This window comes from Streptomyces laurentii (assembly GCF_040635425.1).
Lineage (GTDB): Bacteria > Actinomycetota > Actinomycetes > Streptomycetales > Streptomycetaceae > Streptomyces > Streptomyces laurentii.
Genome location: NZ_JBEYHT010000105.1, coordinates 1 through 13,949 on the forward strand (window position 1 = coordinate 1; position 13,949 = coordinate 13,949).

The 13,949-nt window shown below is 71.5% G+C and carries 18 protein-coding genes; 2 read left to right on the forward strand and 16 right to left on the reverse strand.

Annotation, left to right across the window (positions count from 1 at the left end):
- Positions 1-151: 151 nt before the first annotated feature.
- The 16 genes from ABZ693_RS35210 to kilB all read right to left on the reverse strand — a co-directional run bounded on the left by ABZ693_RS35210 (position 152) and on the right by kilB (position 11,972).
- Entirely contained in the window at positions 152-1,405 is a 1,254-nt protein-coding gene (locus tag ABZ693_RS35210; protein WP_359885569.1) for a tyrosine-type recombinase/integrase, read from the reverse strand.
- Positions 1,405-1,602: a helix-turn-helix domain-containing protein gene (locus ABZ693_RS35215; RefSeq protein WP_359885570.1), complete on the reverse strand. Its 198-nt coding sequence runs from the start codon at positions 1,600-1,602 to the stop codon at positions 1,405-1,407. Before ABZ693_RS35215 ends, ABZ693_RS35210 begins: the two co-directional genes overlap by 1 nt.
- 185 nt (positions 1,603-1,787) lie before the next feature.
- Entirely contained in the window at positions 1,788-2,978 is a 1,191-nt protein-coding gene (locus ABZ693_RS35220) for a DUF3631 domain-containing protein (RefSeq protein ID WP_359885571.1), read from the reverse strand.
- Between the two features lie 191 nt (positions 2,979-3,169).
- The gene (locus ABZ693_RS35225; RefSeq protein WP_359885572.1) at positions 3,170-4,063 is read right to left on the reverse strand and encodes a bifunctional DNA primase/polymerase; all 894 of its coding nucleotides are present in this window, start codon (positions 4,061-4,063) and stop codon (positions 3,170-3,172) included.
- Positions 4,064-4,231: 168 nt separating this feature from the next.
- The gene (locus ABZ693_RS35230) at positions 4,232-4,567 is read right to left on the reverse strand and encodes a hypothetical protein (RefSeq protein WP_359885573.1); all 336 of its coding nucleotides are present in this window, start codon (positions 4,565-4,567) and stop codon (positions 4,232-4,234) included.
- 11 nt (positions 4,568-4,578) lie between these two features.
- Positions 4,579-5,028: a hypothetical protein gene (locus ABZ693_RS35235; RefSeq protein WP_435842641.1), complete on the reverse strand. Its 450-nt coding sequence runs from the start codon at positions 5,026-5,028 to the stop codon at positions 4,579-4,581.
- 217 nt (positions 5,029-5,245) lie between these two features.
- Positions 5,246-7,306 (reverse strand): plasmid transfer protein TraB, encoded by a 2,061-nt coding sequence (gene traB / locus ABZ693_RS35240; RefSeq protein WP_359885575.1) that lies wholly within the window; start codon positions 7,304-7,306, stop codon positions 5,246-5,248.
- 20 nt (positions 7,307-7,326) lie between these two features.
- Positions 7,327-7,932, reverse strand: a complete 606-nt coding sequence (traA, locus tag ABZ693_RS35245) for a plasmid transfer protein TraA (protein ID WP_359885576.1) — start codon at positions 7,930-7,932, stop codon at positions 7,327-7,329.
- A gap of 14 nt (positions 7,933-7,946) precedes the next feature.
- Positions 7,947-8,453 (reverse strand): hypothetical protein, encoded by a 507-nt coding sequence (locus tag ABZ693_RS35250; protein ID WP_359885577.1) that lies wholly within the window; start codon positions 8,451-8,453, stop codon positions 7,947-7,949.
- Positions 8,454-8,465: 12 nt separating this feature from the next.
- A complete protein-coding gene (locus tag ABZ693_RS35255; protein WP_359885578.1) occupies positions 8,466-8,858 on the reverse strand; it encodes a DUF3307 domain-containing protein in 393 nt (130 codons plus the stop codon).
- A 20-nt stretch (positions 8,859-8,878) separates the two neighbouring features.
- Positions 8,879-9,217, reverse strand: coding sequence for an RRQRL motif-containing zinc-binding protein (locus ABZ693_RS35260; RefSeq protein ID WP_359885579.1), 339 nt, complete (start codon positions 9,215-9,217; stop codon positions 8,879-8,881).
- Positions 9,214-9,723, reverse strand: a complete 510-nt coding sequence (locus ABZ693_RS35265; RefSeq protein ID WP_359885580.1) for a hypothetical protein — start codon at positions 9,721-9,723, stop codon at positions 9,214-9,216. The genes ABZ693_RS35260 and ABZ693_RS35265 overlap by 4 nt, the downstream gene beginning before the upstream one ends.
- Positions 9,720-10,778 carry a DUF2637 domain-containing protein gene (locus ABZ693_RS35270; RefSeq protein ID WP_359885581.1) on the reverse strand — a complete coding sequence of 353 codons (1,059 nt, stop codon included), beginning with the start codon at positions 10,776-10,778 and terminating at the stop codon, positions 9,720-9,722. The genes ABZ693_RS35265 and ABZ693_RS35270 overlap by 4 nt, the downstream gene beginning before the upstream one ends.
- The gene (locus tag ABZ693_RS35275; RefSeq protein ID WP_359885582.1) at positions 10,775-11,134 is read right to left on the reverse strand and encodes a hypothetical protein; all 360 of its coding nucleotides are present in this window, start codon (positions 11,132-11,134) and stop codon (positions 10,775-10,777) included. Before ABZ693_RS35275 ends, ABZ693_RS35270 begins: the two co-directional genes overlap by 4 nt.
- Positions 11,131-11,436, reverse strand: coding sequence for a hypothetical protein (locus tag ABZ693_RS35280; RefSeq protein ID WP_359885583.1), 306 nt, complete (start codon positions 11,434-11,436; stop codon positions 11,131-11,133). The genes ABZ693_RS35275 and ABZ693_RS35280 overlap by 4 nt, the downstream gene beginning before the upstream one ends.
- 137 nt (positions 11,437-11,573) lie before the next feature.
- Complete coding sequence (gene kilB / locus ABZ693_RS35285) at positions 11,574-11,972, reverse strand: plasmid transfer protein KilB (RefSeq protein WP_359885584.1); 399 nt, start codon at positions 11,970-11,972, stop codon at positions 11,574-11,576.
- A gap of 463 nt (positions 11,973-12,435) precedes the next feature.
- Here kilB and ABZ693_RS35290 point away from each other — a divergent pair, with 463 nt between their 5' ends.
- Positions 12,436-13,206: a GntR family transcriptional regulator gene (locus ABZ693_RS35290; RefSeq protein ID WP_359885585.1), complete on the forward strand. Its 771-nt coding sequence runs from the start codon at positions 12,436-12,438 to the stop codon at positions 13,204-13,206.
- Positions 13,203-13,787: a GNAT family N-acetyltransferase gene (locus ABZ693_RS35295; RefSeq protein ID WP_359885586.1), complete on the forward strand. Its 585-nt coding sequence runs from the start codon at positions 13,203-13,205 to the stop codon at positions 13,785-13,787. Before ABZ693_RS35290 ends, ABZ693_RS35295 begins: the two co-directional genes overlap by 4 nt.
- The last annotated feature ends 162 nt before the right edge of the window (positions 13,788-13,949 follow it).

Here is a 13,949-nt window from a genome sequence, read left to right on the forward strand (position 1 = left end):
CTACGGATCAGAAGGTTGCAGGTTCGAATCCTGCCGAGTGCACACAGGTCAGAAGCCCCCCGGGATCATCCCGGGGGGCTTCTGACATCAACGGGTGACATCAACGCTCGTGGAAAGACCGATCAAGCGTCGGCCTCATGCTTGGCTCGTCTCACTCGTCCGGGTCGACGTCGCCGAACCCGAGCGCGTCGTCCATCCGGTCAGCCGCGGCCCGCAGCGCCGTCGGCATGACGTGGGCGTAGGTGTCGAGCGTCGTCGTGATCGTGCTGTGCCCGAGCGTCTCCATGATGATCCGGGCATCGACCCCCTGCGCCAGGAGCAGTGAGGCGCAGGTGTGCCGCAGGTCGTGCACGCGCACGCGACGCACCCTGGCCTTCGCGCACAGGAGCGTGAGCATGCGGTTCAGGCTCCGGGGGTCCGTGGCCCGTCCCGTCCCGGTGGTGAAGATGAGCCCGCTCGGCTGGTGGTCGAGCGGCTTCCACTTCGCGCCGGCCACCATCCGCTCCTCGTCCTGCTTGGCCCGGTGGGCACGGAGCGCGTCCACGCACCTCTTCGGGAGCGAGACCGTGCGGATGGAGCGGGTGGTCTTGGGCGTGCCGAAGAGGAGTTCCTGCCGGATCCTCTGGAGGTTCCGGCGGACCCGGAGCTGACCGGTGGCGAGGTCGACGTCGGCCCACGTGAGGCCGAGGACTTCCCCGCGCCGGAGCCCCGTGGACACGAGCAGCACCCACAGGGCGTACAGGCGGTGGTCTCGGGCCGTCTTCAGGAGCATGCGAACCTCTGCCGCGTCCAGGGGACGAACCTCTTCACGCTGCACGGACGGCGTCTCCACGATCTTGGCGACGTTACGGGCGATCAACTCCTCCCGGACGGCCTGCTGAAGGGCCGAGCGCAGCACCGCATGGACGTACTGCACCGTCCGCGCCGACGGGCGCCGCGCGCAGCACCTGCCGACAGCGCAGCACGTCCGCTCCTCTTCGGCCCGGGCCGCGTCGACTCCGCGCAGGCAGCACAGGCACCCGTCCTTGAAGGCGGCGAGGAACATCCGCACGTCGGCGGGGGAGAGGCGGTTGAGCCGCTTCTTGCCGAGGGCGGGCCGGATGTAGAGCCGGGACAGCCCCTCGTAGCTGTTGAGCGTTGACGCCTTGAGCCGGTCCGGGGCGATGGCGGCGAGCCAGTAGGTGAGGTAGTCCCCGAAGGGCATCGCCGACGTGGCGGCGGGGATGCCCTGCCGGGTCTTGTTCTGCATCTCGATGAGCTTGTCGCTCACCTCGTCGCGGGTCTTGCCGTACACGAACTTTCGCGTACGGGTGCCGTCCGGCCGGTAGACGTACGCGGCGGCCTGGTAGCGGCCGTCCGCGCGCTTCGTGATGGTGCCTTCGCCGTTGGCGCGCCTCTTGGCCATCAGGCGGTCTCCTCAAGTCGGTTGCTGATGTAGGTGCGGAGGGATTCGAGCGGGATACGGCGGGCGCGACCCTCGGTGTAGCTGGGGAGGGCGCCCGAGCGGAGCAGGTCGTAGACCTTGCTGCGGCTGAGCCTCAGGGCCGCCATGACCTCCGGAACGGTCACGGCGGTGTGGGTGATCGGGAGCGCGGTCGTCATCGCGGCATCTCCTTGGCAGGTTCCATGGGGCCCGGCCCCTCTTCCTGTCAGGTCCGCTACCTCCGCTACCTCCGCTACCGCCCTGGTCAGGGGCATGATCGAGGTAGCGGATAGGGGTAGCGGTAGCGGATGTGAGCGCTACCGGCCCCGGCTTTCGGGGCGCGGGGCCGGTAGCGGGGTAGCTCTCAGGTAGCGGACGGGAAGAGCCCTTCCGCTACCGTTTCCGGCTTGCTGACCTGCGAGGTAGCGGCGGTAGCGGAAGTAGCGGCCCCCAGGAGGGGAGGGGGGCAGTAGCGCTCCCAGGCGTCGGTGAGGTCGGCCGCGTAGTAGCCCTTGAGGACGGCTCCGGCGGACTTGATGTTCCGGGCTTTGACCGGGGTGTTGTCGCTGGTCATGTACTCGCCCAGCATCTTGGCCAGGCCCCGGGAGTCGAGCGGCCGGCCGCTCATGTCGGCCCAGGGCGCTTCTTCGAGCGCGCAGAGCCGGTCGAGGATCGCGACGGTCGGCATGCGGTCGATGCCCGCCAGGACGTGGTCGCGGAGGTCGGTCAGGAGTCGGATGCCGAGGGAGCCTTTGTCGTCGGCGCGGGCGGCGTTGACGAGTTCGACGCACGCGGCGCGGGCCCGCTCAGGCCACTGCCCACCGGCCGCGTCGGCGATGGCGAGCAGCGGCTCCCACACGTCCGCCGGACGGTCGGTCACACCGTCCGGCATCTCGGGCCACCTGCCCGCGATGTCCTCGCGGACCTGGTCGGCCCACTGCGCGAGCCGGTCGCGCAGGGCGTTGCCCTCGGCCTCGTGGAGCCGGGCCCGGAAGGGCTCGACCCGCTCGTTGCGTGCGCGGCGGCGCATGCGGATGATGACGGAGCGGGTGGTGATGGTGTCGGGGAGGTAGCCGAGTCCGGCGACCGCGACGGCGCTGTAGGAGGGGAATTCCACCACGGTCTGGTTCCCGCCGTCGCCGACGCACCGGTAGGTGACGCCGGAGCGGCGGTGGCCGGCGTTGAGGAAGCCGCGGAGCTCCTCGTTGTCCCCGGCTTTGGGGCCGAAGACGGTGTCGATCTCGTCGTAGAGGATCGTGGGCCGTCCAGCGGGGTCGGAGACCGAGCGGAAGAGGGCGGCGGCCCGTGCGTTCACCGCGAGCATCGGGCGCGGCACCAGGGTCTCCACGACCTCCAGCGCGCGCGACTTCCCGGAGCCGGGCTCAGGGGAGAGGAATGCGATCCGGGGGGTGGAGTCGAAGGCGTCGAGGAGGTGGGCGTGGGCGTCCCAGAGGGCGACGGCGACGTAGGCGGCCTCGCGGGGGAAGACGTTGAACCGGCGGTGGAACGCTTCGACCTCGGCGAGCAGAGCGGCACCGTCGATGGGCTCGGGCATGTGGGTTTCCCTCCGGGCAGGGGTGGGTGAGTGGTCGGTGAGGGCGGTCGGGTGCGGGTCAGGGCTGATGGGGACGCCTTCGGCGACGCCCTTTCGGGCGCCCACGACCGGCTGCGCTTCCTGCGCATTGGCGGGTCCCGGTGCGTCCTGGGTCCGGGTGGGGCTCTTCAACGGCGAGGGGGTTGGGGGGTTCACGCGGTACGCCGCTGCGAGTTGTGGGCGATGGACCAGTTCAGCCCGCTGCGGATCGTTGCCGTGCAGGCGCGCGGCGACAGACCGGCCGCCTCCCCCGCCTGTTGAAGAGCCTCCTCCACCACGTCACGGGGAAGGTCGCCCCACGCGATGAACCGCCCCAGGGCTCGCGCAGCCGAGAGCAGAGTGGAGTTCCGCTCGCCCTGCATTGCCCGGGCCACACTCCATACCTCCGCCTCCAGGCCGCGCAGCGCGTACCGGTGGGCGCGGAACGCCCGGTCGGCGATTGCAGCGCGGGACGGGGCTGCGGAACGGGAGGGAGAGAGTAGGCCGTGCAGCCACGCGGGGAGCGGCACTGGGGCGCGGTTGTCGAGGACCGTATACGCGCCGGCGGGGGTGAGACTGCCTGGGGCGACGACGTAGCCGCCCCACCCGCGCGTGTCGATCAACCGCCCCAACTTCCCTGCCGAGTTGGGCATCCGCGTGCCAGGAGGTGCGGTGAAGTAGAGGTGCTGGCCACCGCTCGCGGTCCGGGTGCGGTACGTGTCGGGGACCGCCTGCCCGGCGCGCTCGCAGAGCGCCTGGAAGGTTGTCGCGCCGCAAGGCGTGTCCCCGTTGCTCCTCTTGGGCACGTCGAGGTCGACCACGAGGAGTCGGGAGGGGCCAGTGGCAAGACCGACGTTGAACGGCAGGTCAGCCCATGCCCGCCGGATCCGGTCCGGGTCGGTTGTGGCACGGTCCTCCCACTTACGGTGCCCGCCAGCACAGTCCCGGATCTGCGGGCACTGCTCCTCACCGTGGAGCGCGGGCCGCTTTGTCCGAGGACGCAGCGGGAAGACGTGCCAGCCACGCTCGGCGGCGCTCAGGGCGGCGTACAGGAGGTGGTCGTTCACGCTGCCACCTCCATCCGGGCCTGGGCGAGGAGGCCCAGAACCGATGGACGGTCGTCTCGCCGGATGAGGGTCGGTTGGGTCATGCTGGGAGACCTCCAGGTCTTGAGCGATCGGGAGAGATGAGGGCGGCCCCGGACTCTGGCGATGAGGGGGCCGCCTTCGGCGTTGTCAGGCAGCGAACAGGCTGATGCCGTGGTCGCCACCGTCGGTTTGGGCCTTGGGAAGGACGGCGACGGCGGGGCGCCACAGGGTTGGCGTGGTGGGGCCGTCGTTGTGGAAGCGGACGGTGCCGACGTCGTGCTGGGCGTGGCCCGGGTGAGACGGGGTGTAGAGGCGGGGCTCGTCCGGGTGGGCGTGGTTCCACTGCTCGGCGCAGACCTTGTGGGCGGGTTCGCCGTCGTGGGACCGCATCGGGGTGGGTCGGCCGCACAGGCAGCAGGGCCGGTCGCGGACGCGGTCGTAGTGCTGGGGCTCGCGCCAGTCGAGGACGGGGATGGCCTCCATGGGCGGTCTCCTCAACGGTTGTTGATGGTGCCGTTGGCGCGCCCGAACAGTCCGGTGGAGGTGATGTTCTGGGTGATGTGCGTGGTGGTCCGTGTCCCGGTCTCGCCGGTGAGGGAGCGGCGGGCGGTGCGGAGGACGACGGGGATGGCGATGACGGCGGCGACGATGAGGGCGGCGGCGGACCACAGGGCGTGGCTCATGGCGATGAGTCCCGGGGCGGCGTAGGAGAGTCCGATGCCGGCGGCGCCGATGCCGGTGCCGACGGTGGGGGCGAGGAGCGCGGCGGTCTTGGCCCATGCGGGGACCGGCTGGGTGGCGGGGGCTGCCGGGGGCTGGGTGGGGGTGAGGGCGTAGCCGGTGACGATGCGGCCGTCGGGGAGCTGGACGCTCTGAACGGCGGGGAGTTGGGCGGGCTGGGTGGGAGTGAGGACGGTGCGCTCGTGCACGGCGGGAAGCGGCATCGGGTAGTGGACCGAGGGGTGGGCGAGGTCGGTCATGGCGGGTCCTCGGGGCATAGGGCGGGCCCGTGACCGGGTGGGTGTCACGGGCCCGCGAGCGAGGTGTCAGGGCGAGGTGTCAGGGGGTGTCACGCGGGGGTGTCAGGGCGCGTGACACCCCCGTTCGCCTAAGGGTTTGGGTGTCAGGGGCCTGTGACGGTGTCAGGCGTCAGGGCGGGTGTCAGGCGGCGGCGAGGGCGGGCACGATCCGCCAGCGGCCGGTCTGGCTGGTGGGCTGCAGGCGGCCGTCGAGGGCGGCTTCCTTGAGGCGGGCGGAGACCCAGGGGCGGCTGTAGCCGTGGGTCTCGCACCAGTCGGTGAAGTCCTTCGGGCCGACGATCATCCGGCCCTCGGTCTCGAACTCCTCCAGCGCCCGCTCCAGCAGCAGGCGGGCTTCCTCGGGGGTGGGCTTGCGGCCGGGGTCCTCGCCGAAGAGGGGTTCGTCGTCGCCGGGCTCGTCGCCGGGCAGCTCGGCGTCGGGGTCGATGCCGTCGTCGTCGGGGTCGAGCAGCGAGTCCGAGAGCATCGCGTCCTCCTCGTAGTCCGTGTCCACGGCGTGGAGCGGGACGGGCCCGGGGGCCGGGGCGGTGTCGGGGGTGTGGCGGGTGCGCTGGGTGTAGGCGTTGCCGACGGTCGCTTCGAAGGCCCGGGCGGTGACCGCGTCCATGGAGGCGCCGTTGGCCGCGGCCCAGTCCGCGAGGAGTTCCATGATGTCCATGGAGCGGGTGGTGAAGCGGCGGGTGCGGCCGGGGGCGGGGTAGCGGTCCTCGTCGATGCCCGCCGAGACGAGGTAGCAGTAGCCCGGGCGGCGGTTGCCCCAGGCGCCCGGGTGGGCGCCGGCGTCGATGACCGTCTCGGGGAGGGCGAACCCTTCGTCGCGGGGGTCGCAGCCGAACGCGAGCACGCTGGGCAGGGACGCGCGGGTGCTGGTGCTCATCTGGTCGTAGCTCGGGCGCTGGAGCGAGACGATCAGGGAGACGCCGGCGGCGCGGGCCTCCTGTGCGATGCCGGTGAACGCGTCGTCGCCGAGCGCGCGCAGGGTGTTCGCGGCCTCCTCGAACCAGGCGACCAGGTAGGGCATGCCGTCGCAGCCGCACGCCGTGCCGTCAGTGCGGCAGGAGTGGGCCGGGTCGGTCTGCTTGCCCGCGGCCTGGACGGTCCACTGGCGATAGCGGTGGGCGCCAAGCCAGCGGGTGCGGGCGGGGATGGCGGCCTGGAGGGCTTCGACCATGGCCTCGGTGCCCGCACCGCCTTCCTCGGCCCAGTCGAACGCGGGCAGGAGCGGGCGGAAGTCCTGGAAGGACTTCGGGTCGGAGAGCAGCACGTTCACGTCCGTACGGGAGACGATCTCCGTCAGGACGTTCAGGGCGCCGTCGCCCTTGCCGGAGCCGGTCCCGCCCGCGATCAGCAGGTGGGTGGCGTTGCGGCCGACCTCCGGATCGCCGGGCAGCCACAGCAGCAGCGGTGAGCCGTCGTCGTACCGGCCGACGACCAGCGGGTCGGCGATCGACCCACCCAGGTTGGAGGGCCCCTCCCACTCGACGACCTCGGCGAGCATGTCCTCGGGGACGATGACGAGTTCGCCCCGACGGGCGGAGCCCGCGTCCGGCATGTACCGCAGCGCGGTGGTGGGCAGGTCGAGCGCCGAGGCAAGCCGCGGCAGCACCTTGGTCACGTCCTCGTTGGTCTGCTCGCCGGGCTCCAGCGCGAGCGACGCGGTGACCCGGTTCGGCTCGACCTTCGCGTTGCCGATCGCGGCGCGGGCCAACCCGACCTTCTCCAGCAACCCCTTGTCGCCGCCCTGGGTGCTGGCGTCGGTGTCGCCGTTGCGGCGCAGGACCATGCGGACGTTCCAGGACAGGGCGATCACGGGGCCGCCCATCAGGAACAGGTCTCCGAGCGGGCCGGCGGCCGGTCCGGCCAGGCACGCACCGGTCAGCCACGCGGACCCGGCCGCGACCGTGATGGCGGAGTGCAGGCGGCGCTGCGTGCCGGTGGACTTGCCCATCCACCAGGTGGCGCCGGTCAGTGCGATGGAGGCGGCGGTGAGACCGACGCCGGCGGCGGCGCTGTCGGCCCACCGCAGGTGGCCGAGGGCCCCGGCGATACCGGTGCCCGCGACGCCGAGCCACGGGGGCAGGTGGGGCTTCACCCGGTGCAGCAGATAGGCGGCGATCGTGCCGCTCTCCGCGCTGCGCAGGTCGGTGGTCAGTATGTCGGTGGTCTTGGTGCGTGCGGCCATGGCCTTCTCTCCCCTCGTGTCTACTGCTGGGTCCAGTCCATGCGCGGCGTCTGCCGCGGGCGGGCCCGGTGACGGACCCGGTTGATCTCTTCCTGGTACTCCTGCTGGAACGCGGCGTAGGTGGCGGCGGCGAGCTTGGCGGCGTTGCGCAGCTCGTCGGCGGACTTCTGGAGCTTGCGGGCCACCTTCGCGGCCCGGATCCGCGACCCGGCGATACGGCCCTCGGGGTCCGGGACCTGCCCCAGGACACCCTTGAGGATCTCCGCGCCCATGGACACTTCGATCGACAGGGCGACGGCGGCGGCCCGCAGGGTGTTGCAGTAGTTCCTCACCTGCGCCGGGGAGGAGAAGTCCGGGTCGGGCATGAGCGCCTGGGCGTGCGGACGGCGGGCGCCGCCGTTGCTCCGGTTGACGTTCTTGGTGCTGTTGACCGTCACGCTGACTGGCGGCACGAACGAGCCGCCCATGGCTCCGACGAAGCCGCCGAGGCCGGCGCCGAGGTTGGCGAACTTGTCCGACTTGTTGTCGTTCTGGTCTGAGCGGGGCCGGGTCTGCCGCGGCGGCCTGAGCGGCTGGTCCGCCTGCTGCTGCCGGAAGTTGTGGACCCGGTTGCTGTTGCTTGCCATGGAGACCTCCTAGGTCACTTCGAGCGGCGGATGACGAGCCAGAACGACTGGGCGGCGAGCGTGAGGCCCAGCCACAGCCACGCGAGCGGGGCGGTGAGCGGGCCGAAGTGGACGGTGGCGGCGGCCCAGCCCAGCGCCGCCGTCACGAGACCGGCCAGGGTGAGCAGGCGACCGGGCCGCTCGCCGAGTCGGTCGGCGTGCTTGCGGACGCGCCACCACACGCCGACGGGCGGTGCGAGCGTGGCGGCGGCCAGGACCCAGGCCGCCCAGGGACCGACCACGTGAACCACGGCCACCAGCGGGTAGGCGAGCAGCGCGAAGCCGGTAGGCGCCCAGGCCGCGCGGTAGTGCCAGGCCAGGCGGCCCAGGGCGCGGGTAGCGCGGGAGGACAGCGAGCGGGGTGGCTCGGAGACGAGAACGACGACCGGGCCGGCGGATCGGGAACCGCGCTGCTGCGGGATGTGTACGGTCGTGGCGCCCGCGGGCACCTGCGCCGTACGGGGACGGAATCGACGAGACACGGCAACTCCCTTTCAGGCGGCCAGTGCGAGGGCGGCGAGGGCGAGGGCGGTGATGTGTGCGGTCTGGTCGACGTGCGCGGCACCGCCGTTGGCGGCCCAGTCGGCGGAGCCGGTGCGCTCCATCCACCAGCGGATGGGCCAGCGGCGGTCGATGAACGCGTGCGTGCCGCCGATCCACGCCAGCGCCACGAACGCGGACAAGGTGCTCACGGACAGGCCGAGCACGACCATGCCGGTCAGGAGAGTGATGGCGCAGGTGGCGACGTGGGCGGCGGCGTGGTCCAGATTGGCCCGCCACCCCGCGCGGGTGCGATCGGCCTTGTGGGCAGCCTGATGGTCGGTCTGGAACGCGTAGTCGGCCAGCAGGTGGCCGACGTAGAACAGCACGAACAGGGTCGCGAACACGGGGTTCTCCTTGGTGCCGTCTACGCGGCGGTCGCGGTGTCGGGGTAGGCACAGGGGGCGCACATGCCGAGCGAGCGGGGGATGCAGTAGCCGCGGTCCCGCCCGCATTCGGGGCAGGTGCGGCGGGCGGTCATGGCCTTGGCGAGCGCCGCGCGGCGGCCCGGAGTCATCGGGCGGACCGGCTTGGCGCGGTCGATGCGGTAGAGGTAGGCGACCAGCGGGCCGCGCCGCCGGCGCGGCCGTTCGAGCTGGGCGACGACGTCCTGACCGCCGGGCCGTAGCCCCTGGGCGCGGAGCTGACGGCGGGTGGCCAGGCCGTCCGGGGCGAGGTGCCACCGGTAGACCGGGAGCGTGCTCACCGGGTGCCGCCGAGCGGGACCGGGCGGATGCACCACGGAACCTCGGCGGCCGGGGCGGGGGTCGGGCAGCACGGGGTGCTCGTGATCCACGCGTCCCTGGGGGCGCCCTCGGCCTCGGCGGCGATCTCGGCCGCGTCCCGGGTGGCGTGCACGCTGTGCAGCTCACCGGAGCGGAAGAGGACGAAGACGCGGTCGGCCCGGTCGTTCTGCTTGCGAGTGGTCCGCAGCAGCATCCGCAGGGCCTGCCGGTCCTCGGTGTCGAGCAGGGACTGTGCGCGCAGGGTCACCAGCTCGCCCTCAAGACGGGCGGCATCGGCCCTGGCGCAGGTGAGCGCGCTGTCCAGCCGTTCCGTGGCGTTCTCCGCCCGGATCGCGGCGTCGTTGGCGAGGTCACGGGCCAACTGGTGCTGCTCGGCATCGCGGACGGCGGCGGTGGCCGTCGCCTGCGCCTTGGCGAGTTCCTCGCGCAGGGCGTTCAGGGTGCGGGTGCGGAGGACGGCGATCATGCGGAGGCTCCCTCAAGGGCGGTGACGGTGTTGGTGTCGCGCAGTTCCTGGTAGCGGGTGGAGACCCAGCCGGTGGACCAGCCACACAGCTCGGCGGCCTGCCGCACCGACAGGCCGGCGTGGAACGCGGCGGTCACGGTCTGAAGGGCCACGTCGTCGTCCTGCTTCTTCTCGGCAGGACCGGCAGCGAGGAGCGCGGCGCGTTCACGCTCGGCGCGCTCGGCCTGCTCCGCCTGTTCACGCTCGATCCGCTGCTGTTCACGGAGGGCGGCTTCCTCGCGCTTGCGCCGCTCGTTCTCCTGCTGCTGCGCGGCCTGCTGTTCACGGGCCTTGCGCTGCTGTTCACGCTCACGCTCGGCGCGTTCACGGGCGGCCTGCTGCTGTTCACGCTCACGCTCGGCGCGTTCACGCTCGGCCTGCCGAGCGCGCTCGGCAGCCTCGGCCCGCTCACGTTCCTCACGCCGGGCCCGCTCTTCACGCTCGGACTGTTCACGGGCGAGGGCGGCTTCGTGCTCACGCTGTTCACGGGCCAGAAGCGCCGCATGCTCGCGCTCCTCCCGGGCACGGCGCTCGGCCCGTTCTTCGCGCTCCTCGGCCTCACGCTGCTGCTCGGCCCTCTCGGCCCGCTGGCGGGCTTTCATGGCGTCCAGGGCGCTGGTGATGGCCCGGCGGTAGGCGAGGCTGGTCTCGGCCGTGACGATGAGCAGGAGCGGCGCGACCGCGTGCACGGCGACGCCGACCAGGTCCTTTGCCAGGGCGGAGTCCGCGACGTTCAGGGCGAGGGTCATGGCGCCGGTCATCCACCGCAGCACGACGGACCACCGGCCGCCGTGCCCGCCGATACGGGCCAGGGTCGAGTCCAGGCGGACCACGATGACGACGGCCGCGTCCACCACGATCGGCAGAATCGGCGCCGTCCACTTCCATCCGTCGGCCGTGTGGTCCCGCATGAGCGGGGTCACGGTCAGGACCGAGTAGAGCATCGCGCCGCACACGATCAGCCACGTGCCGACCGACAACGCGCGCTCTGCTGAACGGATCTGAACGCTGTTCACGCGTCGACCACCGCCCCCGCCGGAACCGGCTCCAGGGCCGGTACAGGAGCGAAGGCGACCAGCCGCACATCGGCTCCGGCGAAGCCGCCGTGAACACGCAGGACCTCGGTCCGACCGTCGGCGTGAACGCAGTGAACGACGCTCATCGGGTCAAGCCCCAGCGCCTCCCGCCATGCCTCGAACGCGGCGAAGCTCTCAGCCGCGGAGAACACGTCGCTGTGGAAAGACAAGTCCAGCTGGTCCGGGCAGACGGTCGAGATGGACACCGTCGGCGCCGGCAGACGCGGGAACCGGCCCGCGGCTTCCTGCAACGCGTTCAGCGGGGCACTCATCCCCGCGAGGGTCAGGCCGCTCATGCCGCCACCGCCGACTTGCTCGCGGTGACGCCGGTGGGGCGGCCGGCCGTACGGCGCGGGCTGCGGCCGGTCGGCCGGTGCTTCAGGGGCAGGGTGCGCAGCAGCGAGGCCGCGTACGCCGCGACGTCCGGGTCGCTCTCGCGGAGCTCCGCCAGCACCTCGTGGGCGACGTCCAGCCGCGCCTTGCGCTCCAGCTCGGTCTCGACGGCCGGGCCGGTGAAGAGCTGGACGTCGATGCCGAGCGCCAGCTCGACGAACTCGGTCGCGGTAACAGGCTCTCGACCTGCGACGATGTTCTTCATGGGTCGTTTTCTCCTTAGACGGTGGGACGGCCCGAAGCACCCCCGGAGCGGCTACTCCGGGGGTGCGGCCGTATGCGGGGTGGATCAGGGGCGGGACAGGATGCGTGCCGCCGAGGCGGTCAGCGCGTCGGCCGCGGCTACGGCCTCCGACGGAACGACCCCAGGACCTCGACGGTCTGGGCGCCGCGCATCTCGTACGCGGCGCGCACAGCGGCGTCGATGTCGAGACGGAGCTGCGGAAGCAGCAGCGCCAGGGCGACCTGCGGGGCGGTGACGGCGGACCGGGTGACGTGACTCGCCTCGCGGGCGGCAGCCACCTCGACCGGGGCCGCGCCGGACAGGCGCAGGTCTTCCCGCATCCACATCGCGCGGCGGTGGTCCGCGAGCGCGACGCTCAGGTCGCCCAGGGCCGTCATGGCCCGGTCCCGCAGAACCTGCCGGCGCTGAGACCGGGCCGCGCAGTACTGCTGGACACCGACGACAACGGCACCCAGCAAGGTGCCGACGACCGCGACGATAGCGGCGGCGATCTCCATGAAAATCCCCCTCTCGGGGCCGGACTCTCCGGCTCCCCTCGACCCCGCCCGTACGACCCCGAAGGGCCGGACGGGCGGAGGAGGCAACCGGCCGCAGCCGAGCGGCTGCGGTGTTGGGTAGTTCAGTGGTCTCTTTCGGGGACGCGTCTGCCGGTTCAAGGGACAGCCGCTAGGGCCCCGTCTTAGGCAGAGACCTGCCGTCCGGACTGACAAGGACCGCCCAACTGCTGCGGCGTCCGGCACCCTCCCCCCGACCAACGCGGGGCTCCTGTGTCGTGCGGGTGACGGCATCCCCCGCTTGTGGGAATGCCGCCGCATGCGGGCACACTTAATGGTGCTGCACCGCTTGCTCAACTTGTTGGTACAAGCTGATGCAGTGATGTTGCACCCACGGAGCGTGAGTCGTCAAGTGATCGGAGCTCACATGTACCAACAAGTTGACCGAGTGCGTCATGATGGCTGCATGAACAAGCAGCCGAAGTACCGGCAGGTCGCCGACGCGCTCCGCCGCGACATCAACAACGCGGTCTACGGGCCGGGCTCGCGTCTGCCTTCAGAGAGCGAGCTGGGCGAGCATTTCGGCGCTTCCCGGAACACGATCCGCTCCGGTCTTGCCCTCTTGGTCAGCGAGGGGCTGATCTCGTCCAGCCAGGGGCTCGGATACGAGGTGCGCAAGCACGAGGTCTTCGAGCTGAATGCCTCACGCTTCGAGAACCTGACGTTCCCGCAGAACGGTGATGCGTACAACACTGACGTCACGGCCGCCGGCCGTCGCCCCAGCCAAACGTTCCGCGTCGAAGTGGCCCCGGCGACCGAGTACGTCGCCGAGCGGATCAGGGTGGCGCGGGAGTCCACGACCGTCCTCCGCTTCTGTCACCGCTTCGTGGATGACGTGCCGTGGTCGACCCAGGCCACCTACTACCCGGACTGGCTGGTCAAGGAAGCCCCTCGTCTCGCGGAGCCGGGCGATATCGAGGAAGGGACCACCCGCTATCTCGCGGGAATCGGCGTCGAGCAGGTCGGGTATCGCGACGAGATCGAGACCCGGATGCCCACCCCCGAAGAAGCGCGCCTGCTGGACATCTCCGCCGGCCCCGTCCTGCTCTGGACGCGGACGGGTTACTCGGACACCAAGCCGATCCGGTGCACGATCACGACTCTCCGTGGAGATCTCAACCGCTTGGCCTACGAGATCGGAAACCTCTCGGCCCTTGAAGAGGAGCTGCTGCCGTGATCATTGAGACCGCCACCCCCGACGACCTCCCCCATCTGCTGGCCTTCAGGCAGGAAGCGGCCGGGTGGCTCACCGGCCTGGGAACCGACCAGTGGCAGCGGCCGTACCCCGCGGACAAGCTCCTCGCCACGATCCGGCAGGGCGTCGTCTTCATGGTCCGCGAGGGAGCTGCGACGGCGGCCACCATCACTCTGACCCCCGACGCCGAAGACGGGCTGTGGAGCGAGCGGGAACTCGCGGAGCCGTCGATGTTCATCAACAAGCTGACCGTCGCTCGCACTCACGCCGGTCAAGACCTCGGCGGGCGACTGCTCGACTGGGCGGGGGACCGGGCGTTCCGCTCCGGCGCCGCCTGGCTCCGTCTGGACGCATGGACGACGAACGTCAAGCTCCAGGACTACTACCTTCAGCACGGCTTCTACCACGTCCGGACCGTCACCGAGGGGGGAGCTGTGAACGGTGGGCCGCGCGTATCCGGCTGGCTTGCCCAGCGTCCGACCGCGCCCAGTGGGGCCCACGGGCTCACGGATCACTCCGGATCGGTTCCCCTTCTCGTGGGCGGCTCTGACATCAGCCGCTGACATCAACGTCCACGTACAACGGCGGACGTCTGTGGACCCGACACCACTACTGGCGGCCGCACCACCAGCGGCGGCGTCGGGTGCAGTCGGGGGACATCGAGGGTGGCACGCGCCTACGGATCAGAAGGTTGCAGGTTCGAATCCTGCCGAGTGCACACAGGT

What these genes read in the sequence shown, in the direction of transcription:
- ABZ693_RS35210 (WP_359885569.1), bottom strand. Translation starts at nt 1,405, where the DNA reads ATGGCCAAGAGGCGCGCCAACGGCGAAGGCACCATCACGAAGCGCGCG.
- ABZ693_RS35215 (WP_359885570.1), bottom strand. Translation starts at nt 1,602, where the DNA reads ATGACGACCGCGCTCCCGATCACCCACACCGCCGTGACCGTTCCGGAG.
- ABZ693_RS35220 (WP_359885571.1), bottom strand. Translation starts at nt 2,978, where the DNA reads ATGCCCGAGCCCATCGACGGTGCCGCTCTGCTCGCCGAGGTCGAAGCG.
- ABZ693_RS35230 (WP_359885573.1), bottom strand. Translation starts at nt 4,567, where the DNA reads ATGGAGGCCATCCCCGTCCTCGACTGGCGCGAGCCCCAGCACTACGAC.
- ABZ693_RS35235 (WP_435842641.1), bottom strand. Translation starts at nt 5,028, where the DNA reads ATGCCGCTTCCCGCCGTGCACGAGCGCACCGTCCTCACTCCCACCCAG.
- traB (WP_359885575.1), bottom strand. Translation starts at nt 7,306, where the DNA reads ATGGCCGCACGCACCAAGACCACCGACATACTGACCACCGACCTGCGC.
- traA (WP_359885576.1), bottom strand. Translation starts at nt 7,932, where the DNA reads ATGGCAAGCAACAGCAACCGGGTCCACAACTTCCGGCAGCAGCAGGCG.
- ABZ693_RS35265 (WP_359885580.1), bottom strand. Translation starts at nt 9,723, where the DNA reads ATGATCGCCGTCCTCCGCACCCGCACCCTGAACGCCCTGCGCGAGGAA.
- ABZ693_RS35275 (WP_359885582.1), bottom strand. Translation starts at nt 11,134, where the DNA reads ATGAGCGGCCTGACCCTCGCGGGGATGAGTGCCCCGCTGAACGCGTTG.
- ABZ693_RS35280 (WP_359885583.1), bottom strand. Translation starts at nt 11,436, where the DNA reads ATGAAGAACATCGTCGCAGGTCGAGAGCCTGTTACCGCGACCGAGTTC.
- kilB (WP_359885584.1), bottom strand. Translation starts at nt 11,972, where the DNA reads ATGGAGATCGCCGCCGCTATCGTCGCGGTCGTCGGCACCTTGCTGGGT.
- ABZ693_RS35290 (WP_359885585.1), top strand. Translation starts at nt 12,436, where the DNA reads ATGAACAAGCAGCCGAAGTACCGGCAGGTCGCCGACGCGCTCCGCCGC.